A 24,226-nucleotide genomic window follows, 5' to 3' on the forward strand; every position below is an offset into this window, starting at 1 on the left:
ACGGCTCTCTTTTTTTAATTTTCAATTTTAACCATAGACATGTTAACGTTATATGGTTTGCTTCCTTTGGTGTTTAATGCGTTATTGGCACTATTTAAATTGTCGAACTTCTCATAATAGATGTAATATTTATTAGTGTTTACATCGAAAAAGAAGTTTATGTCGTCTTGACCTGCGGCTACACATTTGGTTATAAATTCATCACGTTTTGTAACATTACTGTGAACAGCAATTACTAGGTAATATCCACTTGAGGTGTTTTTTACATCTTTTACAATTTTTATGTTGTTACCTAAGCTTTCACCATGATCAAAATCGGATGCGGTAAAAGTTTTAGAGCTTGGTGGTGTATTTTGTTTAATACGAACTAAGGTGGCCATATCTTTATCGTACCTAGCCTGTTCATCATCGTATGCGGCACGTTTAATACGTCTTTTTCGCTCAACTTCTGTAGCTATATTGATACTTTCTAAAGAAGAATCTAAGCGCTCTTTAGCTTGTTTAGTTTCATTCTGTTGTGATTTTAATTGTTCGATAGTATTTGCATAGAACATATTAACGGTATCTGTTTTACTACGAACTTTTCTTATTCTGGTACTATATAAGTTTTCTAATTCTTGAATTTTTTCTTCTTGATTTTTTAAGGTATTATCAATGTCGGCTTTTAATGAAGCAATTGCTTGGTTTTCTTCCGATACGCTTTTAAAAGGTTTGGGTTCTGAATAGATACCTTGTTCACTTAAATCGTTTTCACGTTTTAAATCGAACAAATCTTTTTCCTTACGATCTACACGATCTTGAAGTCTTGCCATTAATTCCTGTTGTACTGCATTTGATTCCATTGCTAATTGGGTAATGGTATTCATGGCGTCTGTAGTCTCATCGGTGGCTTCAGGTAGAGCAATTGTCTTGTTAGCTTCTTCCTCGGCCTTAGCTTTGGCAATAGCAGCTAGTCGAGCTTGTTCTGCAGCTTTAGCTTTTTGCTCTGCTTCACGTTTTAGACGGACTTCTTCCTCGGCCTTAGCTTTGGCAATAGCAGCTAGTCGAGCTTGTTCTGCAGCTTTAGCTTTTTGCTCTGCTTCACGTTTTAGACGGACTTCTTCCTCGGCCTTAGCTTTGGCAATAGCAGCTAGTCGAGCTTGTTCTGCAGCTTTAGCTTTTTGCTCTGCTTCACGTTTTAGACGGGCTTCTTCCTCGGCCTTAGCTTTGGCAATAGCAGATAGTCGAGCTTGTTCTGCTGCTTTGGCTTTTTGCTCTGCTTCACGTTTTAGACGGGTTTCTTCCTCGGCCTTAGCTTTGGCAATAGCAGCTAGTCGAGCTTGTTCTGCTGCTTTGGCTTTTTGCTCTGCTTCACGTTTTAAACGGGCTTCTTCCTCGGCCTTAGCTTTAGCAATAGCTGCTGAGTCTGATTGACTAGTGGTTATGTTATTTTCTGTAGAAATTGTTGTTTCCTTTACTTTGTTTTCATCGTTTACGGGTTGAAGGATATCTTCTTTTTTAGCGGCGATGCGTGCTTCAGCTTCAGCTTTTAATTTAGCTCGTTCTTCAGCTTTGGCAGCCGCTTTGGCTTTTAACAGAGCCTGAGCTTCTGCTCTGGCTTTAGCTCGTTCTTCAATAGCCTTTTTACGATCGATTGGTGCCGAATAGCTTGGTTTTCTTTTTGCAATCGTGCGTTTATGTTTAGTTTCAGAAATAATAAAGGCTTCTTCTTGATCATCACCACTATAGTTATATCTGTCTCTGTTTTTTATTTTATAGGCCACTGTAAATTCATGCGAATTTCCAAAGTTTGAATACTTACCTATGGCTTGTTCGTAATTGTATTCAACAGCAATCTGACTTGTAATATTCAGACCTAATCCAGCGGAGGCACCGTATAGCGTATTATAGCCAGCTTGTGCCCAGATACCTTTAGGTACCTGTAGCATGACTAATCCAGAAATAATAGTATTGTCTTTTTGAAATTCTGAGCGTCCTAAGAATGTAAATTTTGCTTCATCAAAAAATCCGCGACTATCCATATACCCTGTGTACATGATGTGTGCTTGAATGCCTTGTTCTGGATTATCTTCGAGCATTTTTGAACTCGTAAAATTATAGGCGGCAACATTATTAATGGCAAGTCCAAAGTCTAAAAATGTTGTTCCATAATTAATACCAGGATTAATGGTAATAATAGTGTTTGAAGGAAGGTCACCGAGTACAGGATCTGGGAAGTTTGAATGTACTTTACCATTATTTAACCCACTTTGGTAAATGCCCAGATTCATACCGAATGTTAAGTTGCTATCGCGATTTAATTGAGCGTTGTAGGCAAAGTTTAACAGTCCGCCAAAAGTGGTTAAAACACCATAATTTTGCTGAAATAGGCTAATCCCCATACCCATATTTTCTTGAAAACGTCCGGCGTAGCCAAAGATATATGTTTGTGGTGCATCATCAAATTGAACCCATTGTCTTTTGTTTGAAAAACTTATATATCTATTTTGTTCTCTAACAAAACTAAAGGATGGATTGTAAATATGTTTGTTGAATTTTAAAGAGTTTCTTACAGGTAAAGCAAGTCCAACCACCGCATTATCCTGGGCGAATAGTAGTTGCGTTAAGCACGCAAAAATTGCAATATGTAAGAAGTTTAATTTCATTTTATTTGACGACTGTTATCGAGCCCTTCCGCTTTTTTTTATTTTGAGTTGTTATGATGTAATAATACACCGGATTTATATCATTAAGTTCTATATCATTTGTGGGCCAATCGTTTAAATAATTATCGGTTTGTAAAACAATCTTTCCTTGCGATGTCATAATTATAACTTGCGCATTGGTGCCGTTTACATATTCTTGAGGAATGACCCAGGTGTCATTAATACCATCACCATTGGGGCTAACAATGTTTGGTATTTCAGGCACATCTGGAAATGGTTCTTTTACCGAAAAAGTAAATTCGTTTGATGCTATACAACCTGTGGTTTGGGTTACAACGGCTCTGTAATTACCAATGGAGTTGGCCTCATAGATATTTGAAGTAGCCGATGCGATTAATGTATTATTTAAATACCATTCAAAATTTGGGTTATTAGCGTCGGTAGTAATAGTTGCTGTAATTGTTTCTCCTTCCTCTATAAAGTTATATTCTGGAATATCTATGCTACTTGTAAAACCTGTAGTTTCTAAGTTGATAGTACCAGTTGTTACACAGACCCCTAGATCAATTGTTACAGAATAAGAGCCAGCTTGGTCTGTAGAATAGGTTTGATTTGTTGCCCCTGATATAGGAGTTCCGTCTTTGTACCATTGGTAACTATTACCATTAATAGTACTTAGTGTGGTGGCGCCTTCACTTGAACAATATGGGTTACCTAAACTAGAATTGATGGTAGTGGTACTAGAGGACGTTGCTTCACTAACCGTAACACGGTTAGAGTATGAATTTGAAGTACAAGAGCCATAGTTTGTTTCAACAAAATAGGTGCCAGGTTGTGATACTTCTAAACTATTTGAAGTTTGAATATATTCTGAAGTTGTGGCACTTGTTTCTTTATACCAGTTAAAAGTTAAAGAAGTGTATTGTAAAGGGGAATCATTTTCTCCATTACCAGGATTATCAATGGTTAGAATATAACTTTCTCCTGCACAGTAAACCGCCGTTTCTATGAGGTTGTTTATGGTGAAAGGCGTATCCTGTATTTTGTAATAAGCTGCAAAAGCATCTGATCTTGGACTTATAGCTGGAAAAATAGAACTTTTAATTTTTAATCGATAGGCCTCTCCAGCGGTATTAGTTGGAAGTGAAAATTCTACGGTTACAGGTGTTTCTGTAAATTCTCCGGGAGCAGTAGTTTTAAGTATAACAGGATTGGTAAAGTCGCCCGTAGCATCAGATAATTCTACAATAAACTGGTTTGAAGTTAAGTTGTCTTCTGTTGTAAAATTGAATGTAACGAAGTAAGTGTTGAAATTTTCACCGGCACATGCCTGACTAAACCCTAGGTTTGGTTTACTTATAACCATTTGAGAATGTCCGACTTTGGTAAAACATACAACAAGTAAAATCACGATATTAATAACAGTAAAATTTCTCATGCGATAGTATTTTCATTATTAAATTCTAGAGGAATTATCGTGTTCACTTGTTATATGTTGGGCTATATTTACTTATACATTGATTGGGGTCTTATCAATAGGTCTAAAGTTTTTCGTAAACGTGATAATGGTTGGTCTAGATAACGTTATTAAGGTTTGGTTGAAATGATTAATCTTCGTCTGTGGTTGTATCAGCGGCAAAATATTCTTTTGGAGCTGCAATAATTTTGTTAATTCTAAGTCTGAAATCTGGTCGTCTGGCATTTCTCGTGTCAATAAAAGTTTCAGAATTACCACTTTTAGAATACACATTTAAAAAAGCACTGTTTCCATACCAGTTTTCAAGATCCTCATTATTAGAATTATTTTCAACAAAAATATTTCCATTACAATTATTGAAGTACATTCCAGTAAATTTTATTTTTTCCAAGTTTTCCTGATTAATAGCAATGCTATTTTCGAAAATAACAGCTGGATTAAAACCTGAGATGACACTTTTAGACATGTCTAATTTGGAGTTGTGTCCAACGTATAAGGCTTCATTTATTAGCCCTTTAGTTATATCAGATTTTATGTCGTCGCTTGTATTTAGTAAGGTTAAATTTTTAGCAATAACGTTAGTACTATTTTTTGTAAAATCAACCTCTTCCTTTTTATCGTAGGAACGAACATACATACATCTTGACCCAGCACTATTAGATATAAAAGGAGAACGAATAGCTAAAGAGTTTTCCAAAGTACATTGAGTACCATAATTGAAGTTGAAGTCATTACTTCCGTTTCTGTAAGAAACAGCTTTTGATATTTTTAGATCTCCACCCCAAATTTGGAATGCATTTCCAGCGGAGTAACTAACCATAATGTTTTCTATTAGGGTTTTATTTCCTACTCCGGCAAGTAGTAATCCGTTTAGATATTTACCACGAGCAATACGTTTACCAGCGTATTCTATACGAACATAACTTAAAATACCCGAGTTGCTTTCTACGTTCTGACCTCCATAATTAGTATAGGCATATGATGAAGGTGATAGGTCTTTATAAAATGAAGCTACTGACCCGTTACCAAATTTATTGGTTGGCGCGTCTCCTAAAACTATAATACCACCCCAGTCGCCTTCTTTTTTGAAGCTTCTGTTAGATGTGAAAACAATAGGATCTGTTTCTGTACCCTGCGCTATTAATTTAGCACCTTTACTAATCGTTAAGGTCGCTTTTGTATCAAAATCACCGATAATTACGGTTCCAGGTTCGATAATTAACGATGCTCCTTCTGTTACAAAGACATCTCCCATTAAAAGATAAACATTACGTTTTAGTAATTGCGTGTCTTCAGAAATGTTACCAGCTAGAATTTGAGTAGGTTCTCTATAGTCCGATGATTTTGGTTGAAATTCGGTCCAGTTTTGTAACCAGTTATCATCACCTATAATTCCTTTTTCTTGTTGTGCGTAGGTACTCCCTATAAATAGAAAAAGTAGCCATGCGATTTGGGTAAATTTTTTCATGGTTAAATATTTAACTTTTAATCAATTAAAATGATTATTAAAGATTAGGGTCAAATATAAATAAAAACCTATGAAATACCAATTTTTTCGGCGAAATACATGAATATTTTATAATATGTAAGAATAAGCCTCTAAATAATTATTTAAAAGTAAGAAAAATCTTCATAATTGAAGATTGTTTTGCACAAAGAAGTATTAGTAGTACAATAATAGTTATTAAAATGTAATAAAGGCAAGGGATTTACGGACAAATTTTTAAGTTTTTAAAGAATATGGAAATCAGGAATAAAAAAAGTACAATCTGAAATTATCAAGATTGTACTTTTTTAAGGTAGTTTATATAAAATAATTATAGTTGAAAAGTCTTAGCGATATTCGCCGTATTCATGTAAAAGTTTCATGGCTTCTTCATAAAATAATATGGCCGATATTAACTTGCTGGTGTCAGAATAAGGTAAAATCATTTTTTGGAATTCTACGGTATTCTCTAAATAGTTATCAGTATTTTCAAATTGTTCTTCTAAAGCTTCCTTGTTGTCTTTGTTAGTTGGTATACCTAAAGTTTCCATTGTTACTCCCGGTTTAATGGCAAATCCAATATAGGGTAAAACGTTTACTAAGGTTTCAATGCGCTCAATATAGAGGTCTACTAATTCACCTTTTTGCATTTGTTCCAGTTCGTCTATATTATGATACTTTTTTATAGAAGTTCCCTTTCTAATAATACTTTTAGGTTGATCTTTGCTGTCCTTCTTTTTTTGGGCAAAACCAATGCCAGCAACTAAAAATAAACTGAAACTAAGTAGTATAATCTTTGTTTTCATATTTGAGACTTAAGGGTTTATGGAACAAATCTATGCAATTTATCGTAAAAAACAAGCGTTTCGTCGTAAAAATTGATTTAATTTTTATTTTATGTGCCAATAGATGTTTTGGGGTGGTATTATTCTTTAAAAAAGTTAGAATTAATTTTCAGTAGGGCTTTTATATTCGTGAAGGTCTTCATATTAGTAATGCTATTTTGCTTAATTTTGCCGAAACCTGATATATATTTATGAGCAGTGATATAAAATCGCTCAATTTTTTAGAGCAAATTATTGAAGAGGATTTGGCAAATGGAATGCCTAAAGAGAATTTAAGATTCAGATTTCCACCAGAGCCCAATGGATATTTACATATAGGACATACTAAGGCTATTGGTATAAGTTTTGGATTGGGTGAAAAATATAATGCCCCGGTGAACTTAAGGTTTGATGACACCAATCCCGCCAAGGAAGAGCAGGAGTATGTAGATGCCATTAAGGAAGATGTTGCGTGGTTGGGTTATAAATGGGATAAAGAAGTTTATTCTTCCGATTATTTTCAGCAGTTATACGACTGGGCAGTACAATTAATAAAAGACGGTAAGGCTTATGTCGATTCACAATCTAGTGAAGCTATGGCAGAACAAAAAGGAACGCCTACACAACCCGGTATCAATGGTCCTTATAGAAATAGAACCGTTGAAGAAAATCTGGATTTATTCGAACGCATGAAGGCAGGTGAATTTAATGAAGGAGACCATATTTTAAGGGCTAAAATAGATATGCAGCACCCAAATATGTTGATGCGTGATCCTATTATGTATCGGATTTTAAAGAAACATCATCATAGAACAGGTGATGCTTGGTGTATTTATCCTATGTACGACTGGACTCATGGTGAAAGCGATTATATTGAGCAGATATCACATTCTTTATGTTCTTTAGAATTTAAACCCCATAGAGAACTTTACAATTGGTTTAAAAATCAGGTTTATAATTACAGTGAGGAAGAATATCCTTTACTTCCTAAACAAAGGGAGTTTGCGCGTTTAAACTTAAGTTATACCATTATGAGTAAACGTAAGTTATTGCAATTGGTTAATAATAAGATTGTTGCTGGTTGGGACGATCCGCGTATGCCAACAATCTCTGGTTTACGTCGTAGAGGTTACACGCCAAATGCCTTACGTAAGTTTGTTGAAACCGTTGGTGTTGCCAAGCGTGATAACGTTATTGATGTATCCCTTTTAGAATTTTGTATTCGAGAAGATTTAAATAAAACCGCTCCTCGTGTTATGGCAGTTTTAGATCCGGTTAAATTGGTTATAACAAACTATCCTGAAGATAAGGTGGAGTGGATGGATGCCGAAAATAATCAGGAGGATGAAAGCGCAGGTTATAGAAAAGTTCCATTTTCTCGAGAGTTGTATATCGAAAAATCGGATTTTAAAGAGGAGGCAGGAAGTAAGTTCTTTCGATTGAAATTGGGAGGCGAGGTGCGTCTTAAAAATGCCTATATTATTAAAGCCGAGCATGTTGTTAAAGATGCTAATGGAGAGGTTACAGAAATTCACTGTACCTATTCTGAAGATACTTCTAAGAAAGTAAAAGGAACATTGCATTGGGTCTCTATTCAACATGCGGTAAAAGCTGAAGTTCGTGAATATGATCGCTTGTTTATGGACGAAGCCCCAGATAGTCATCAGGATAAAGATTTTATGGATTTTTTAAATCCGAATTCTTTGCGACTTATCGATGCTTATGTAGAGCCTAGCTTGGTAGAAGCTAATGTGGGCGATCGCTTTCAGTTCCAACGTTTAGGATATTTTTGTGTTGATAAGGATTCAGGGAATAATAAGTTAGTATTTAATAAAACGGTTGGATTGCGGGATACCTGGTCTAAACAAAAGCCGGTAGAAAATACTCAGAATAGAGCTGAAAATAAGAAGCCCCAACAGAATCAACCAAAGCGTAAAGCTATTGATGTAATTCAGCAATTAGGTAAAAAATATACAAATTTGCCGGAGCAAAAGCAGCTTAAAATAAAGGAAGAAATTAAGCAGTTAGCTAACGATATTAGTTATGAAGAACTTCAACCTTTGTTTAATACAGCTGTAAAGAAAGTTGGTACGCGTATAGCTGTCGTTATTTCTTTAGGTGTATTATTGGATTCTGGATTAACAAAAGATGAGAATATTGACGCTTTTTTATCTAAGGCCATAGAAGATAAAAACGAACTATTAGTAGCGGAAGCAAAGGCAATTATCTAGCCTCTGTTTAGTATTTTAGATGGGATGTTTCATGATAATTTTAGCTATATTTAGTGTATCTAATCTGTAACTAAAATTATTATGGAATTTAATTTTTTAGCAATTATTGCGGCTGCTTTGTCAGCTTTAGTCGTGGGTTTTATCTGGTATAATCCTAAAGTATTTGGTAATGCTTGGATGCAGGCAGCAGATATGACCGAAGAAAAAATGAAAGGTGCAAATATGGCTAAGATCTTCGCCCTGGCACTGTTATTCGCATTTTTATTATCGATTGCTCTACCCGGAATAGTAATCCATCAAATGGGAGCACTGAGTATGGTGGGAGGTGACCCAACGTCAGCATTACCTTCTTACGAAGTTTTTATTGCAGATTATGGAGATGCCTTTAGAACCTTTAAACATGGGGCTTTTCATGGTGTCTTATCGGGTGTTTTTATAGCCCTTCCTATTCTTGGAACAAATGCATTATTTGAGAGAAAGGGAGCGAAATATATTTTTATAAATTCAGGTTATTGGATTGTTACATTAGGAATTATGGGTGCTATTATTTGTGGCTGGAAATAAAAATTTTGTAAGTTTATTTTTTAATTGAAGACTGAGGGTTTACTTCAGTCTTTTTTATGGTTTAATTTGAAAACATTCCACATTTATAAATCGGTTAAGGAGTTGCCAGAATCTTGGGATACTTTAACAAGTCATGATTTGTTTTTGCAGACGACTTATCTAAATGTATTGGAGGAATCGGCTCCAGATAATATTAACTGTTATTATGTGGGGGTTTTTGTAGGGGCTGACTTAATTGGTGTGGCTCTGGTACAAAGGGTGCAACTGTATCTTCGAGATATGTTTCGTGATAAGGCCTGGTCTTGTTTTAGGGAATATGTAAAAGATAAGGTTGCCAGAGTTTTAAAAGGGAATATTCTGGTAGTTGGTAATATGATGCATACAGGACAACATGGTATCTATTTTAAGAAGGAGCACATTTCAACTGCTGGTTTTCTTGAAAGAGTGTATCAGTCTCTCGATGAAATCTCCCGAATGATTAAAATCCAAGAAAATAAAAAGATCCGTGCCATTCTTTTTAAGGACTATTTTTTTAAGGATGATATTGTTGGTCAATTTGATTTTTTTAGATCGCATCATTTGTATGAGGTTTCCGTGCAACCTAATATGATTATGGAGCTTAATGCTAATTGGAAAAGCATAGAGGATTATAAATCTGAGTTAAATAAAAAATATCGCGATCGCTATAAACGCGCCAAACAAAAATTTAATGGAATAGAATCCGTAGAGCTAAATCTCAGCGATATTAAAAAGAATCTGGATAGATTACATGAGTTGTATTTGAATGTATCAAATAATGCAAAATTCAACACATTCATATTGACTCCAGATCATTTTTATAATTTAAAATGTCATTTACGTAATAATTTTAGGGTCTTTGGTTATTACTTAGACAATGAATTGATAGGGTTTTATACCCTCATATTAAATGATTATGATTTAGAAACTTATTTTTTAGGATATGATAAAGAGCATCAGTATCCCAACCAATTGTATTTAAATATGCTTTATGATATGGCTGAATTTGGGATTAGACACCATTTTAAAACGGTTGTTTATGCACGAACAGCTATGGCTATAAAAAGCTCGGTAGGAGCAAAAGCCTTTCCAATGGTGGTATATTTAAAACATACCAACGTGGTACTTAATGCGCTTTTGAGACAGTTTTGTCGACTTATGAACCCAATACAGGATTGGGAAGAAAGGCATCCTTTTAAGTAAAAGATTTATTGGGTATAAGCTTTTGTAAGTCCTTAAATTTTAGTAATTTAATAGTCTATTTTATGGCTGATTATTATGAAATCTTTAACCAAAATACTTGGTAAAATTTCCGGATTGATACGGGAAATTGAAATGGAGTATCCAGAATTATATAAGCATTTAGATGAAAACCCTGTGACCATACCCAATGAGGCGCATCCGCGTGTTGATGCAGAGGCCATGGATAATTATTTACAGACTTTAAGAAGTATTCTCGATAAATACAGAGAAGAGCAAGGTTTAAAAAAACCCCTTAAATCACATCTTTAAGGGGTTTGTAATTTTCTTAAATTATTATTGTTTTTTCTTTTTAGCTTCTTTCATGGCTTCGCCAATTTGATTGCTGGCTGTAAAACTTGCAACCATTTCGTTGAGCATATTACTACCAGTCTGAGGTGCGTTTGGTAATAGGATGAGATTGCTGTTGGTTTCTTCTCCTAAGGATTGTAAGGTGTCGTAATGTTGCGTAACAACAATCAAGGCTGATGCTTCCTGGCTATTAATGCCAACACGGTTTAACACTTCAACCGATTCTTCTAATCCGCGGGCTATTTCACGACGCTGATCGGCAATACCCTGACCTTGTAAACGCTTGCTTTCTGCTTCAGCTTTTGCTTTTTCTACAATTAAAATGCGCTGTGCATCCCCTTCAAACTGAGCCGCTATTTTTTCACGTTCAGAGGCGTTAATTCTATTCATCGCAGCTTTTACCTGAGCGTCTGGATCAATATCAGTTACCAAGGTTTTAATTATATCAAATCCGTAATCTGACATCGCATCGTTTAATTCAGCTTTTACGGCAAGGGCGATATCGTCTTTTTTAACAAAAACGTCATCAAGTTTCATTTTAGGAACTTCAGCTCTAACCACATCAAACACATAGCTGGTAATTTGGTCATGGGGGTAGTCTAATTTATAAAAAGCATCATAGACTTTGTCTCGAATTACCTTATACTGTACGGATACTTTTAATCGAACAAAAACATCATCTAAAGTCTTGGTTTCTACAATTACATCTAATTGTTGGATTTTTAAACTAAGTCTACCGGCTACCTTATCAATTAATGGGATTTTTAATTGCAAACCCGAGTGGCGGATACTGGAAAATTTACCGAAACGTTCTATAATGGCAGCCGTTTGTTGCTTCACTATAAAAAAGGAAGAAATCAGAATAATGACTCCTAAAAATAGAAATACTGGAAATAAAAAGTTCATAATGGTGTATTTAATTTGTTAAAAATGAGATATTAAAAATATATTATATTTGATGCTAATAAACTAACCATGAATTTAAAGCAATCTTTCCTATTAGTAGCTATTACAACCTGTTTTGTTACAAAAAGTTTTTCTCAACATCGTAATTATCATATAACCAATGGGGTTGGCGTTTTTGGGGGTATTACAAAATTTAATATACTTACCGATAATTTAACAACCAAACAGGGTAGTGGTTTTCTTGGTGGCTTATCTGCTACGGTAGATATTCCGCATCGTTGGTATAATATGAGTTTTGGTATGCAATTATCCGAAAGCCCTGTGGGAATTGCAGCAAGAACCACAGAAAATGGTTCAGACGAAATTTTTATAGATTATAAGTTATTCGCTGCTCAAATAGCGTTACTCGGTCATATTAAATTGGGTACGCCTTATGTTACCATAGATCTGGGGCCCATGTTGCAATATAACAGTAAATTAGAATTAAAAGATAAAAATCAGGCGGGGTATTACATAAATACCTACGATAGGGTATTAGCTTCAGATTTAAATAATATTACTCGTTTTAACGTAAATGGTTTAATAGGGGCATCGGCAGGCTATGGTTTCTTTAGGTTGAAGGCCGAATACATTTATGGATTTACAAATATGTTGAGTAAATTAAATTCTGAAAACATTGATGCTTCGGGAGGTATATCAAGTTTTAAAGGTAATCAAAGCATGCTGGTATTAGGTGCCTTATTCATGTTTTAAAACAAATCTAAACCTGAATGATGACTCAGGTTTAGATTGAATATTTTATAAAGTGGCTGTAGCGTTGTTAATACGTTTAAGAGTTTCCGATTTTCCAATCATAAACATAATTTCAAAAACGTCAGGACCTTGTAAGGCTCCTACCAATGCAAGTCTCAGGGGCATCATTACCTGTCCGAAACCTATGTTGTTTGATGTTATCCAACCCTTAATGTCATTTTGAAGCTCCTCAACGGTGAAATTTTCATTCGATTCAATAATGGTGCTCACTTGTTCTAGAATGGCCTTAGTGCCTTCTTTAAATGCTTTTTTAGAGGCCTTTGCATCGTATTCTGTTGGGGCTGTAAAAAAGTAGTGACTTAAGTCCCAAAAATCGGAAACAAAAGTGGCACGTTCTTTAACTAGGCCGACAACCATAGCAATATAGTTAACATCTATTTCAGTTAAGTATGCGTGCTGTTTTTGAAATTGTTGTGCAAGATCGTCGTTTGATTGCTCCTGCATATAGTGATGGTTAAACCATTTAATTTTATCTGGATCGAAACGTGCTCCCGATTTATTAACGCGTTCTAATTCGAAGGCTTCGATTAATTCCTCTAAGTTAAATAGTTCCTGTTCTGTACCTGGATTCCATCCTAAAAATGCTAGAAAGTTAATGACTGCATCGGCAAAATATCCATCTTCTTTATAGCCTCGTGATATTTCATTCGATTTAGGGTCTGTCCACTCTAATGGGAATACTGGAAATCCTAATTTATCACCATCACGTTTGCTGAGCTTTCCTTTACCTGTTGGTTTTAAAATAAGTGGTAAGTGTGCGAATTCTGGTATGTCCCAATTCAATGCTTGATACAGTGCAATATGCATCGGAAGAGAAGGTAGCCATTCTTCACCTCGAATAACATGGGTAATTTTCATTAAATGGTCGTCAACAATATTGGCTAAGTGATAAGTAGGCATGCCATCACTTTTAAAGATTACCTTGTCATCCAAAACTTCTTTTTTGAAAGTTACGTGTCCTCGTATTATATCTTTGGTAGAAATGGTTGAGTGAGAGCCTTCTTTTGGGTCGTGCATTTTAAATCTGATCACATAATCTTCACCAGCTTCTAATTTTGCCTGAACGTCTTCTGCGCTTAAGGAAAGAGAGTTGTTTAGTTTAAGGCGGTTGTGCCAATTGTATATAAAAGTTTTGCCATTAGCCTCATGATCTTTCCTGTGGGCATCTAATTCTTCGGCCGTATCAAACGCGTAATAAGCATTTCCAGAGGTAATCAATTCATCGGCATATTGCTTATATAGTTGTTTGCGTTCACTTTGTCTGTATGGACCATAGTCTCCACCAATACCCGGGCCTTCATCAAAAGGCATTTTACACCATTTTAAAGCGTCGATAATATAATTTTCGGCGCCTTCAACATAACGTGTTTGATCGGTATCTTCAATTCTTAAAATGAAAGATCCCTGATGTTTTTTTGCAAATAAATAGTTGAACAATGCAGTACGCACACCTCCGATATGTAGTGGGCCAGTAGGGCTTGGTGCAAAACGCACACGAACGTTTTTGGTCATGTTTTGTAATTTTGAGTGCAAAGATACAATTAACACATAATTATAAAGACTGTACTGAATAAAATTGTAGATTAGTAGGTTAATTAAGGTTTAAAATTTATTAAGCTTTAAAACGGATTAAAAATAGCTTTCAACTTTGAATCATTTTAAAAACATACAAATTAAGCTGGAAGCCTTTATTAGAAGGTACTATTTGAATCAGCTTATAAAGGGAGCCATACTTTTTGTTGCCATAGGATTATTATATTTTTTATTTACTCTTTTTATAGAACATATGCTATGGTTGAGTGTTAATGCACGAACCTTTTTATTCTGGTTTTTTGTAGTGGTAGAATTGGCTCTATTGGTAAAGTTTATATTGTTGCCATCAGCTAAGCTATTCAAATTACAAAAAGGTATAGATTATATTGAGGCATCAAAAATTATAGGGCGTCATTTTCCTGAGGTAAATGATAAATTGCTAAATGTTTTACAACTTAATAATAGTTCGGATCAAAGTGAATTGTTACTGGCAAGTATAGAGCAAAAGTCTCTTCACTTAACTCCAGTTCCTTTTAAGTTGGCTGTTAATTTTAAAGCTAATTTAAAGTATCTTAAATATGCTGCTGTGCCGTTAGTCATAATATTATTATTAATTGTGACAGGTCATTCTAATTGGTTTGCTAATAGCTATACCCGGGTTGTGCATTATAAAACAGCTTTTGAGAAACCTGCACCATTTCAATTTTATGTGGTAAATGACAAATTAGATGTCGTGGAGGGTAATGATTTTGTTTTGAATGTGAGGGTTATGGGAGAGGTGATTCCAGAGCAGGTTCAGATTGTTTATGATAATCAAAATTATTTTTTGAAGAATAATGGGGATGGTGTTTTTGAATATAAATTCCTACAGTTAAATGTCCCTATACAATTTCAGTTACAGGCTAATAAAGTATGGTCTAAGTTATATGATATTAATATTATTGAAGCACCTTCTTTGGTAGATTTTCAAATGCATGTTGATTATCCTGACTATATAAAAAGGTCAGATGACACTCTAAAAGGTACCGGAAATGCTATTGTTCCTGAAGGCACCAAAATTACCTGGGATTTCCTTACGGAATCAACGGATCAGGTTAAATTATATGCTAAAGATACTACCTTGTTTGTGTCTGAGTTTGATAATAGATTTCTTTTGTCTAAGTCTGTATACGATAACTTAAATTATAGTATCACTACAAGCAATGCTAGTTTAATTGATTATGAAAAATTATCTTTTAATATAGGAGTGGTTAAAGATGAATATCCTCGTATTCAAGTTGAAATGAAAAAGGATAGTCTGGATGCGCAAAGTATGTATTTTTTAGGACGTGTTCAGGATGATTATGGGTTTTCAAAACTTACCCTTGTGTATCATCCTGTGGATAGTGATGAGGATGCTCGTGGCATAGATATGGATGTTTCTGATTTGAATGTTTTTGAATTTGTAAATGTTTTTCCTGGTAACTTGGTAATTGATGCTGGTATTTCCTATGCAGTGTATTTTGAAGTTCGAGATAACGACCAAATTCATAGTTATAAGCTTTCCAAAAGCGATGTTTTTATTTATCGTAAGCGAACAAATCAAGAGGAGGAAGAGCGTCGTTTAAAGACGCAAAAAGAGTCTATAAAAGGCCTAGATAAAACCTTGCAGAAATTTAATGATAGGGAAAAGGAGTTGCTACAATTGTCTAATGTTCAAAAGGAAAAAAATAGTTTGAATTTTAATGATAAGAAGAAATTAGAATCCTTTTTGGAGCGCCAAAAGCAGCAGGATGAGATGATGAAAAATTTTAATAAACAGTTGCAGGATAATATTAATAAAAATGCGGATATAGAGGAAGATAATGAATTTAAGGAGGCATTAAAAGAGCGCTTAAAGGAGAATGAGTTGCAGTTGGAACAGGATGAAAGGCTATTGGAGGAATTAAAGCAGCTTCAGGATAAAATTAATAATGAGGAGTTAAATCAGAAGCTGGATGAATTAGCCAAAAGGAACAAAAATAAAAAGCGTAGTCTAGAACAGCTTGTTGAGTTAATGAAACGATTTTATGTGGAGGAAAAATTGAATAAACTTAAAGAAGATTTAATGAAGTTGGCAATAGATCAGGAACAATTAGCTAAGGAAAACAATGAAAGCAATTCAAAGGAAAATCAGGACGTTTTAAATAAGGAGTTTGAAGAGTTGACCAAGGAGTTGGATGAATTGAAAAAGGAAGGAGAAGCTCTTGTTAAGCCCATAGAGGTTCCTCAGGATAAATTGATGGAACATGAAATTCAGCAGGATCAAATGAATGCAACGCAATCATTAGAAAATAAAGAGAATAATCAATCTAACGATGATGAAAATACGAAATCTCAGGATGGTGAGAAGCATTTAAAGGATGCTCAAATAAATCAGAAAAAGGCTGCAAAAAAGATGATACAAATGAGCCAAAGTATGGAGGGAGCCATGCAGGCTGGTGGGGGTGATCAAATGCAAGAGGATGTCGATATGCTCAGACAAATACTTGATAATTTAGTGTTGTTTTCATTAGATCAGGAATCTTTGATGAAAAATTTCCAGGAAATTGAGGAAAATCATAATAAATATGCGACTTACTTAAAGGCGCAAAATAGTTTAAAAGAGCATTTTGAACATATTGATGATAGTTTGTTTGCGTTGTCTTTAAGGCAGCCTAAATTGTCTGAAAATGTTAATAAGGAAATAGGAGAGGTTTATTTTAATATTGAAAAGGCTTTGGAATTTTTGGTTGAAGGCCAACTTTACCAAGGTATTTCAAAGCAACAGTTTACAATGACTGCAACCAATAATTTGGCTGATTTTTTAAGCGATGTTCTCGATAGTATGGAAGAAAAACTTAATATGTCAATAAGTCCTAATGGGAAAGGTGATATGCAGTTACCGGATATTATTATGAGTCAGGAAGAATTAAATAGAAAGATGGAGGAGGGCATGAAGCAACATGGAGAAGATAAGGGGGTTACTGGAGAAAGTGAAGAAAAACCTGGTAAGGATGGTGAAAAAGGCAAGGAGGGCGATGATGGTTCGTCTAAAGAAGGCAAAGGTGAACATGAACCTGGAGGTAAAGATGGTTTGGGTGGGGAAGATAGTATGGAATTATTATTTGAAATTTACAAGCGTCAACAGGAGCTTAGAAACCAGCTAGAGGATAAAATAATTAAAGAAGGGATTAAGGGTAATGCGGAGCGCTTATTGCGTACAATGGAGTCGGTAGAAATGGATTTGTTGAATAGTGGAATTAATGAGAACACTTTGCGTCGTATGCGTAATTTAAAGCATCAATTGTTAAAGTTTCAGGAGGCAAGTTTAGAGCAGGGAGAAGATAATAAACGTGTGTCTGAAGCCAATATTAAGAGTTATTCAAATAGTATTGATAGTCTTTCAGTTAAAGCGAAGCAATATTTTAATACAATAGAGATATTGAACAAACAAAGTTTACCTTTGCAGCCGGTTTATAGAAAAAAAGTTAACGAATATTTTAGGGTGAATAATGATTAATTATAATTATGAAAATGATTTTGAAATTCAAAATGAAGCAAATGTTTCAACCTGGATTTCTAAAGTAATCGCTTCGGAAGGATTTAATTTAGAAGAGATTAATTATGTGTTTTGTGATGATGAATATCTGCATAAATTGAATGTAGAATTTTTAGATCATGATACCTTAACAGATATTATTAGTTTCGATTATACGGTTGGTAAATTAATTCAGGGAGACATTTTTATTTCAACAGAACGGGTTGCAGATAATGCGAAGGATTTTAAAACACGTTTTGAAGATGAATTGCATAGGGTTATGGTACATGGGGTGTTGCACTATTGTGGCTATAAAGATAAAACAGATAGTGAAGCTAAGTTGATGCGTGAAAAGGAGGATTTCTATTTAAATGAACGTGTTTAATATTCGGTAAATCAACGTATATTTGCAGGCTGAAATTGAAAGTAAAAGTAAAACGTTCCACGTGGAACATTAATGGTGTTAAGTATGTTTAATGATGTGTATGATGTAATTGTGGTGGGAGCTGGTCATGCTGGTAGTGAGGCAGCAGCAGCAGCAGCTAACATGGGGAGTAAGACCTTACTCATTACAATGAATCTTCAAAACATAGCTCAGATGTCTTGTAACCCAGCTATGGGTGGTATAGCTAAAGGACAAATTGTGCGTGAGATTGATGCGCTTGGTGGGTATAGTGGTATTGTGTCCGACACGTCTGCGATACAATTTAAAATGCTTAATAAATCTAAAGGACCTGCTATGTGGAGTCCGAGAGTGCAAAGTGATCGTATGCGTTTTGCTGAAGATTGGCGATTGCTTTTGGAGCAAACACCGAATCTTGATTTTTATCAAGAAATGGTGTCTGGTTTGTTAATAGAGAAGGATAGAGTTATTGGGGTTAGAACCTCATTAGGTGTCGAAATAAAAGGACGTACTGTGGTCTTAACTAACGGTACGTTCTTAAATGGTTTAATTCATATTGGAGTAAAGAATTTTGGAGGAGGTAGAGCTGGGGAAAAAGCTGCAACAGGGATAACAGAACAGTTGGTGGATTTAGGTTTTGAATCAGGAAGAATGAAAACGGGTACGCCTCCAAGGGTGGATGGTCGTTCTTTAGATTATTCCAAAATGACCGAACAACCTGGTGATGATAATCCTGAAAAGTTTTCGTATTTAGATGTAACAAAACCGTTGGAAAAACAACGTTCATGTTTTATGACCTATACGAGTGAATTGGTTCATGATTTGCTTCGTGAAGGTTTTGATAGGTCGCCAATGTTTAATGGAAGAATTAAAAGTTTGGGTCCTCGATATTGTCCTTCCATAGAAGATAAAATTAATCGATTTGCAGATAAAGACCGTCATCAATTATTCATTGAACCGGAAGGGTGGCATACGTGTGAGGTCTATGTAAATGGATTTTCTACATCCCTACCTGAAGATGTTCAATTTAAAGCATTGCGTTCGGTTGTGGGATTCGAAAAGGTAAAATTCTTTAGGCCTGGTTACGCTATAGAATACGATTATTTTCCACCAACACAATTAAAACATACGTTAGAAACAAAACTTGTTCGGGGGTTGTATTTTGCTGGTCAGATTAATGGAACTACGGGGTATGAAGAAGCAGCATCACAAGGATTGATGGCTGGCATTAATGCGAGTTTAAAAGTTCAAGAAAGAGATGCTTTTACCTTAAAACGTGACGAAGCTTATATAGGTGTTTTAATTGACGATTTAATTACAAAAGGCACCGAAGAGCCGTATCGTATGTTTACGTCGCGTGCAGAGTATCGTACGTTATTGAGGCAGGATAACGCAGATTTAAGATTAACACCTAAAGGTTACGAGTTAGGTTTGGCTTCAGAAAAACGCTTAAAACGAATGGAGGAAAAGCATCAAGCAGCGGAAAAGTTCGTTAAGTTTTTTGAAGACACGAGTGTAAAGCCGGAAGAGATTAATCCTATTTTGGAATCCAAAAATTCTGCAACAGTTAAACAGTCAGGGAGATTATTTAAAGTTTTTGCTAGGCCGAATATTGAAATGGATGATATTCGTAAAGTACAAGAAGTTGAAGCTTATATCCAAGAAAACAGTCTGGATAATGAAGTTATCGAGCAAACCGAAATTCAGGTTAAATATTCGGGATATATTTCAAAGGAAAAGAATAATGCGGATAAATTAAGTCGATTGGAATATGTGAAAATCCCGGAAAATTTTGATTACTCTCAAATTAAGTCGATGAGTTTTGAAGCCCGTGAAAAACTAAAAAAGATTCAACCTACTACCGTGTCTCAGGCATCAAGAATTAGTGGTGTGTCGCCAAACGATATTTCTGTATTATTGGTTTATATGGGACGATAATTTTAGGGTTCCACGTGGAACGTTATTTTTATTGATTAAAAATTTACTTTAAAGTGACTTCTAAAAATTCAAAAAACATCTATTTAAAACTAAAAGATTATTCAGTTTCCAAAGAAGATTTTGAGCTAATTGAGAACTCTGAATTCGGATTTTTAGAAACTAAACCCAGACCATCATTAGATAGGTTGCCTGAATATTATTTAAGTGAAGATTATATTTCGCATACCGATGCGAAAAGAAATATTTTTGAAAAGCTTTATCATCTGGTGAAGCTTTTTGCGCTAAAGAGAAAATTACATCTTATAAATTCATTTAATACTGAATCTAAAAAATTATTAGATGTTGGATGTGGAACGGGTGATTTTTTACAAGTTGCAAAATCTAACTCCTGGGAGGTTGTTGGTATTGAACCAAACAATGAGGCCAGAAAATTGGCTAATAAAAAAACAGATCAGGCTGTTTTTAATTCTGAGAATCTTTTTAAACTAAAACAGAATAGTTTTGATGTTATTACACTTTGGCATGTTTTAGAGCATGTGCAAAATTTAGAAGATCAAATTGCTACATTTAAAAAATTATTAAAACCAAATGGTGTTTTGGTAATTGCTGTTCCAAATTATAAAAGTTACGATGCCCGGTTTTATAAATCTTTTTGGGCTGCTTTTGATGTACCAAGACATTTATGGCATTTTAATAAAGAATCTATTCGAAATTTGTTTTCAAAGTTTGGCATGCAGGTTATAAAAATAAGGCCGATGCTTTTCGATGCTTTTTATGTAAGTCTGCTTTCTGAAAAATATAAAACCGGAAAAATGAATTTTGTGAAGGGTTTTTATGTTGGATTGCTTTCAAATTTAAAATCTATTCGTACAAAGGAATCTTCTTCGCTTATTTATATTATAAAGAAGAACTAAATTGACATTACAGCGTCATTATTAAGCGTTCGGCCGACTTCATGACTGATTTATCGTTTCATTTTTTTAATTGTCTTAAAACGCCTTAAAACGTGTTGTTTTTAATAGTTTAAATTTATGTCTTGCCCGACAATGATAGATTTGTCTTATGTGTTAATTTATGAATTTAAATAGAATTTATCAAGACTTTACTTTATTACATTTGTTCAAATTAAAATTTAAATATTGAAGAATATATTTTATGCAGTTGGATTTGGCTTAATGCTTTTTTCATGTCAAAATCAATCAAAAATTGGATTTGTAGATAATGGCGTGGTAATAAACGATTATCAAGAGAAAAAGGATGTTGAAGCTAAATTTCAAGAACGAGATGCAGCATTTAGAATCAAGGCAGATAGTTTAGGTAAGGCCTTTCAAAAAGAAGTTCAGGATGTGCAGACAGAGGCTCAGAGAGCAACTCAAGCAAAAGCACAAGAATTAATGTCGGGGCTTCAAAAAAAGCAGCAACAATTACAGCAACAAATGCAATTTGAGCAACAGCAATTGCAAATGGCTTTTCAAGCAGAAATTGATTCGGTTATCGGTAAGGTGAAAACCTATGTTAAGGAATACGGTAAAAACAACGGTTATACCTATGTTTTAGGGACGAGTGACGCTGCTGCCACTGTTATGTATGGCGCTCAGGAAAATGATTTAACAAATACCATTTTAGAAGCTTTAAATAAGGCATATTCTAAGGAATAATAGGTTGTTATGATTTAATGGAAGCCAGCAATTAGCTGGCTTTTTTTATTTTATAGATAGTAGTTGGTAAAATACATTTTCAGGAATGTATATTCTCGTTTTTAGCTTAGTCTTGATAATTATTTCTGTCATATATTTGAGTTCCTAATGATAAAGTCTTATTTTTTCAACTATATATTGGCTTGTTTTAAATCTAAGGAATTGTTTTAACAGTAGTTTTGGTAATAATTCCTTTTTTTTGCATCTGTAATTAAATTCTTAAGTTGATTATGTCTACAAAACTTAGTATTTGTTTTTTGTTGGTAACGACCCTGATGTTTGCTCAGGAAAAGTTTACGGTAAGTGGTTCTGTAAAAGACTTTGCTAATGGTGAATCTGTTTTTGGGGCATCTGTTTATTTAGAAAATACATCGGCGGGTGCAGTTACTAATGCTTATGGATTTTATTCATTAACAGCACCTGAAGGCACCTATAACTTAGTAGTGTCTTACTTAGGGTATAATACAGTTAAAGTTGAAATTAAATTAAATAAAAATTTAAATCTGTCTTTCGAATTAGAAGAAGATACAACCTCTTTAGATGAAGTAGTTATTACTGCTGAAGAATCTGAAAAATCTAATATCAGGGATCCGCAGATGAGTGTAGCCTTGATAAAAACATCAACTATAAAGCAAATGCCTGCAGTACTAGGTGAAGTCGATCTGGTAAAATCTATACAGTTGCTACCGGGAGTTACTAATAATGGTGAAGGCTCTAACGGCTTTAATGTTCGTGGTGGAGCTACCGATCAGAATTTAGTGCTTTTAGATGAGGCTATTATTTTTAATGAATCACACTTATTCGGATTCTTTTCGGTGTTTAATGCCGATGTTGTAAAAGATATGAAGCTCTACAAAGGTAATATACCGTCTAATTTTGGAGGTAGAGTCTCTTCTGTGCTTGATATTCGTCAAAAAGATGGGAATAGTAAAGAATTTCATCTAAATGGGGGCATTGGGCTTATTTCAAGTCGACTGGCTGCCGAAGGTCCTATGATTAAAGATAAGGGTTCCTTTATCGTTGCAGGACGTTCCTCTTATGCACATTTGTTTTTGCAATTATCAGGTGAAGAGAATACAGCTTATTTCTATGATTTAAATGTGAAAGGTAATTATGAGATTAACACTAATAATCGCTTATATGTTTCGGGATATTTTGGCCGAGATGTTTTAAATTTTAGTGATGCCTTTCATAATTCCTATGGTAATAGTACTTTTAATTTAAGATGGAATCATGTGTTTAGCGATAAACTATTCTCGAACGCATCCTTCATTTATGGTAAATATAATTACGATTTAATCCTTGATTTTATAGGTTTAGACTGGGTGTCCAGTATTAGTAATTTTAATGGTAAATACGATTTTAAATTCTATTTAAATAATAAAACTACTATCGACTTTGGGGCAAGTGCCATTACATATACATTTAATCCTGGAGAAGTGCGCCCAACAGATGAGGATTCGGCAATTAACCCGGGTAATTTAGATAAACGCCGCGCCATTGAAAGTGCTTTATACTTAAATGCGGATCATAAATTATCAGATAAGTTAAATCTGCAACTAGGCTTACGCTTTAGTATGTTTAACCGTATGGGAGGTCAGGCTATTGCTACTTACGCAAACAATCAACCCGTAGTTTACAATGAAACCTTAGGGTTTTACGAATCTGGTACAAAAACAGGAGAAATTGAATATGATAAAGGAAAATCTATAATCGATTTTTCAAATTTTGAACCACGCTTAGGTCTGGCTTATGAATTGAATGAATCGGCTTCAATAAAGATGGGTTATTCGCGAATTTCGCAGTACCTACATCTTTTGTCAAATACCGCGAATACAACACCTTTAGATGTCTGGACACCAAGTGGACCTTTCATAAAACCCCAAATAAGTAATCAATATTCTGCGGGGTATTTCAAAGAGTTTAGAGGCGGTAAGTACTCTTTAGAAACGGAAGCATATTTTAAAACGGTCGATAATCGTATTGATTATGTGGATGGCTCAAGTTTAATTGCTAATAATCATATAGAAACCGAAATTTTAAGTGGAGAATCTAGAGCTTATGGTTTAGAATTCCTATTGCGTAAAAATAAAGGAAAATTTACGGGCTGGTTGGCTTATACTATCTCGAAATCAGAACAAAAAACTCCGGGAGGTAATGCCGGAGGGCCAGGAATCAATTATGGAAAGTGGTATAATACAGCCTACGATCGAACTCATGATGTATCCTTAACAGGAAGCTACAAGTTAAACGATAAATGGAGTTTCAGTAGTAATTTTATTTATCAGACCGGTCGCCCTGTAACTTATCCTAATGGACAATATGAATATGAAGGTATATCGGTCCCAATTTACGGCCCTCGAAATACCAGTCGATTGCCATCGTATCATCGGTTAGATTTAGCGGCTACATTAAATCCGAATCGTAAGCCCGATGCACGTTGGAAAGGGGAGTGGGTATTTAGTATTTATAATGCCTATAACAGAAGGAATGCAGCCTCTATTTCATTCGGTCAAAATCTTGAAACGGGTGTTAATGAAGCTACAAGAACAGCTATTTTTGGTATTGTACCATCTGTAACTTATAATTTTAAATTTTAAGA

General features: G+C 34.6%; 17 protein-coding genes. 11 read left to right on the forward strand and 6 right to left on the reverse strand.

What is annotated here, in order from left to right; all coding sequences use genetic code 11:
* Positions 1 to 14: 14 nt before the first annotated feature.
* The 4 genes from H611_RS0109125 to H611_RS0109140 all read right to left on the reverse strand — a co-directional run bounded on the left by H611_RS0109125 (position 15) and on the right by H611_RS0109140 (position 6,414).
* The gene (locus H611_RS0109125; protein ID WP_027138072.1) at positions 15 to 2,645 is read right to left on the reverse strand and encodes a PorP/SprF family type IX secretion system membrane protein; all 2,631 of its coding nucleotides are present in this window, start codon (positions 2,643 to 2,645) and stop codon (positions 15 to 17) included.
* 1 nt (position 2,646) lies between these two features.
* On the reverse strand, positions 2,647 to 4,083 hold the full coding sequence (locus tag H611_RS0109130) for a T9SS type B sorting domain-containing protein (RefSeq protein ID WP_027138073.1): 1,437 nt from the start codon (positions 4,081 to 4,083) through the stop codon (positions 2,647 to 2,649).
* 169 nt (positions 4,084 to 4,252) lie between these two features.
* Entirely contained in the window at positions 4,253 to 5,590 is a 1,338-nt protein-coding gene (locus tag H611_RS0109135) for a hypothetical protein (RefSeq protein ID WP_027138074.1), read from the reverse strand.
* Positions 5,591 to 5,955: 365 nt separating this feature from the next.
* Positions 5,956 to 6,414: a hypothetical protein gene (locus tag H611_RS0109140; RefSeq protein WP_027138075.1), complete on the reverse strand. Its 459-nt coding sequence runs from the start codon at positions 6,412 to 6,414 to the stop codon at positions 5,956 to 5,958.
* A 230-nt stretch (positions 6,415 to 6,644) separates the two neighbouring features.
* On the opposite strand from H611_RS0109140, the gene H611_RS0109145 reads away from it, so the two are divergent.
* From H611_RS0109145 to H611_RS0109160, 4 genes are all read left to right on the forward strand, one after another.
* On the forward strand, positions 6,645 to 8,663 hold the full coding sequence (locus H611_RS0109145; protein ID WP_027138076.1) for a glutamine--tRNA ligase/YqeY domain fusion protein: 2,019 nt from the start codon (positions 6,645 to 6,647) through the stop codon (positions 8,661 to 8,663).
* Between the two features lie 81 nt (positions 8,664 to 8,744).
* The gene (locus H611_RS0109150; protein WP_027138077.1) at positions 8,745 to 9,227 is read left to right on the forward strand and encodes a DUF1761 domain-containing protein; all 483 of its coding nucleotides are present in this window, start codon (positions 8,745 to 8,747) and stop codon (positions 9,225 to 9,227) included.
* A 66-nt stretch (positions 9,228 to 9,293) separates the two neighbouring features.
* The gene (locus H611_RS0109155; protein WP_027138078.1) at positions 9,294 to 10,448 is read left to right on the forward strand and encodes a GNAT family N-acetyltransferase; all 1,155 of its coding nucleotides are present in this window, start codon (positions 9,294 to 9,296) and stop codon (positions 10,446 to 10,448) included.
* Positions 10,449 to 10,523: 75 nt separating this feature from the next.
* Positions 10,524 to 10,757 carry a hypothetical protein gene (locus tag H611_RS0109160; RefSeq protein ID WP_027138079.1) on the forward strand — a complete coding sequence of 78 codons (234 nt, stop codon included), beginning with the start codon at positions 10,524 to 10,526 and terminating at the stop codon, positions 10,755 to 10,757.
* Between the two features lie 24 nt (positions 10,758 to 10,781).
* On the opposite strand, the gene H611_RS0109165 is transcribed toward H611_RS0109160, so the two are convergent.
* Complete coding sequence (locus H611_RS0109165) at positions 10,782 to 11,702, reverse strand: SPFH domain-containing protein (RefSeq protein WP_027138080.1); 921 nt, start codon at positions 11,700 to 11,702, stop codon at positions 10,782 to 10,784.
* A 69-nt stretch (positions 11,703 to 11,771) separates the two neighbouring features.
* On the opposite strand from H611_RS0109165, the gene H611_RS0109170 reads away from it, so the two are divergent.
* Positions 11,772 to 12,455, forward strand: a complete 684-nt coding sequence (locus H611_RS0109170) for a hypothetical protein (RefSeq protein ID WP_027138081.1) — start codon at positions 11,772 to 11,774, stop codon at positions 12,453 to 12,455.
* 45 nt (positions 12,456 to 12,500) lie between these two features.
* On the opposite strand, the gene gltX is transcribed toward H611_RS0109170, so the two are convergent.
* Positions 12,501 to 14,027, reverse strand: coding sequence for a glutamate--tRNA ligase (gene gltX / locus H611_RS0109175; RefSeq protein ID WP_027138082.1), 1,527 nt, complete (start codon positions 14,025 to 14,027; stop codon positions 12,501 to 12,503).
* Between the two features lie 136 nt (positions 14,028 to 14,163).
* On the opposite strand from gltX, the gene H611_RS0109180 reads away from it, so the two are divergent.
* The 6 genes from H611_RS0109180 to H611_RS0109205 all read left to right on the forward strand — a co-directional run bounded on the left by H611_RS0109180 (position 14,164) and on the right by H611_RS0109205 (position 24,224).
* Positions 14,164 to 17,568 (forward strand): DUF4175 family protein, encoded by a 3,405-nt coding sequence (locus H611_RS0109180; RefSeq protein WP_027138083.1) that lies wholly within the window; start codon positions 14,164 to 14,166, stop codon positions 17,566 to 17,568.
* Positions 17,561 to 17,971: an rRNA maturation RNase YbeY gene (gene ybeY / locus H611_RS0109185; protein WP_027138084.1), complete on the forward strand. Its 411-nt coding sequence runs from the start codon at positions 17,561 to 17,563 to the stop codon at positions 17,969 to 17,971. Before H611_RS0109180 ends, ybeY begins: the two co-directional genes overlap by 8 nt.
* 84 nt (positions 17,972 to 18,055) lie before the next feature.
* A complete protein-coding gene (mnmG, locus tag H611_RS0109190) occupies positions 18,056 to 19,927 on the forward strand; it encodes a tRNA uridine-5-carboxymethylaminomethyl(34) synthesis enzyme MnmG (RefSeq protein ID WP_027138085.1) in 1,872 nt (623 codons plus the stop codon).
* Positions 19,928 to 19,980: 53 nt separating this feature from the next.
* The gene (locus H611_RS0109195) at positions 19,981 to 20,841 is read left to right on the forward strand and encodes a class I SAM-dependent methyltransferase (protein ID WP_027138086.1); all 861 of its coding nucleotides are present in this window, start codon (positions 19,981 to 19,983) and stop codon (positions 20,839 to 20,841) included.
* A 225-nt stretch (positions 20,842 to 21,066) separates the two neighbouring features.
* Positions 21,067 to 21,585, forward strand: coding sequence for an OmpH family outer membrane protein (locus H611_RS0109200; RefSeq protein WP_027138087.1), 519 nt, complete (start codon positions 21,067 to 21,069; stop codon positions 21,583 to 21,585).
* A 269-nt stretch (positions 21,586 to 21,854) separates the two neighbouring features.
* The gene (locus H611_RS0109205; protein WP_035483713.1) at positions 21,855 to 24,224 is read left to right on the forward strand and encodes a TonB-dependent receptor; all 2,370 of its coding nucleotides are present in this window, start codon (positions 21,855 to 21,857) and stop codon (positions 24,222 to 24,224) included.
* The last annotated feature ends 2 nt before the right edge of the window (positions 24,225 to 24,226 follow it).

Origin of the sequence: Gaetbulibacter saemankumensis DSM 17032, from assembly GCF_000425645.1 — a bacterium.
Taxonomy (GTDB): Bacteria; Bacteroidota; Bacteroidia; order Flavobacteriales; family Flavobacteriaceae; genus Gaetbulibacter; species Gaetbulibacter saemankumensis.

Bases quoted from the DNA above. Each gene is read 5' to 3' on its own strand.
- H611_RS0109125 (WP_027138072.1), bottom strand. From the start codon at position 2,645: ATGAAATTAAACTTCTTACATATTGCAATTTTTGCGTGCTTAACGCAA.
- H611_RS0109130 (WP_027138073.1), bottom strand. From the start codon at position 4,083: ATGAGAAATTTTACTGTTATTAATATCGTGATTTTACTTGTTGTATGT.
- H611_RS0109135 (WP_027138074.1), bottom strand. From the start codon at position 5,590: ATGAAAAAATTTACCCAAATCGCATGGCTACTTTTTCTATTTATAGGG.
- H611_RS0109140 (WP_027138075.1), bottom strand. From the start codon at position 6,414: ATGAAAACAAAGATTATACTACTTAGTTTCAGTTTATTTTTAGTTGCT.
- H611_RS0109145 (WP_027138076.1), top strand. From the start codon at position 6,645: ATGAGCAGTGATATAAAATCGCTCAATTTTTTAGAGCAAATTATTGAA.
- H611_RS0109150 (WP_027138077.1), top strand. From the start codon at position 8,745: ATGGAATTTAATTTTTTAGCAATTATTGCGGCTGCTTTGTCAGCTTTA.
- H611_RS0109160 (WP_027138079.1), top strand. From the start codon at position 10,524: ATGAAATCTTTAACCAAAATACTTGGTAAAATTTCCGGATTGATACGG.
- H611_RS0109165 (WP_027138080.1), bottom strand. From the start codon at position 11,702: ATGAACTTTTTATTTCCAGTATTTCTATTTTTAGGAGTCATTATTCTG.
- H611_RS0109170 (WP_027138081.1), top strand. From the start codon at position 11,772: ATGAATTTAAAGCAATCTTTCCTATTAGTAGCTATTACAACCTGTTTT.
- gltX (WP_027138082.1), bottom strand. From the start codon at position 14,027: ATGACCAAAAACGTTCGTGTGCGTTTTGCACCAAGCCCTACTGGCCCA.
- ybeY (WP_027138084.1), top strand. From the start codon at position 17,561: ATGATTAATTATAATTATGAAAATGATTTTGAAATTCAAAATGAAGCA.
- mnmG (WP_027138085.1), top strand. From the start codon at position 18,056: ATGTTTAATGATGTGTATGATGTAATTGTGGTGGGAGCTGGTCATGCT.
- H611_RS0109205 (WP_035483713.1), top strand. From the start codon at position 21,855: ATGTCTACAAAACTTAGTATTTGTTTTTTGTTGGTAACGACCCTGATG.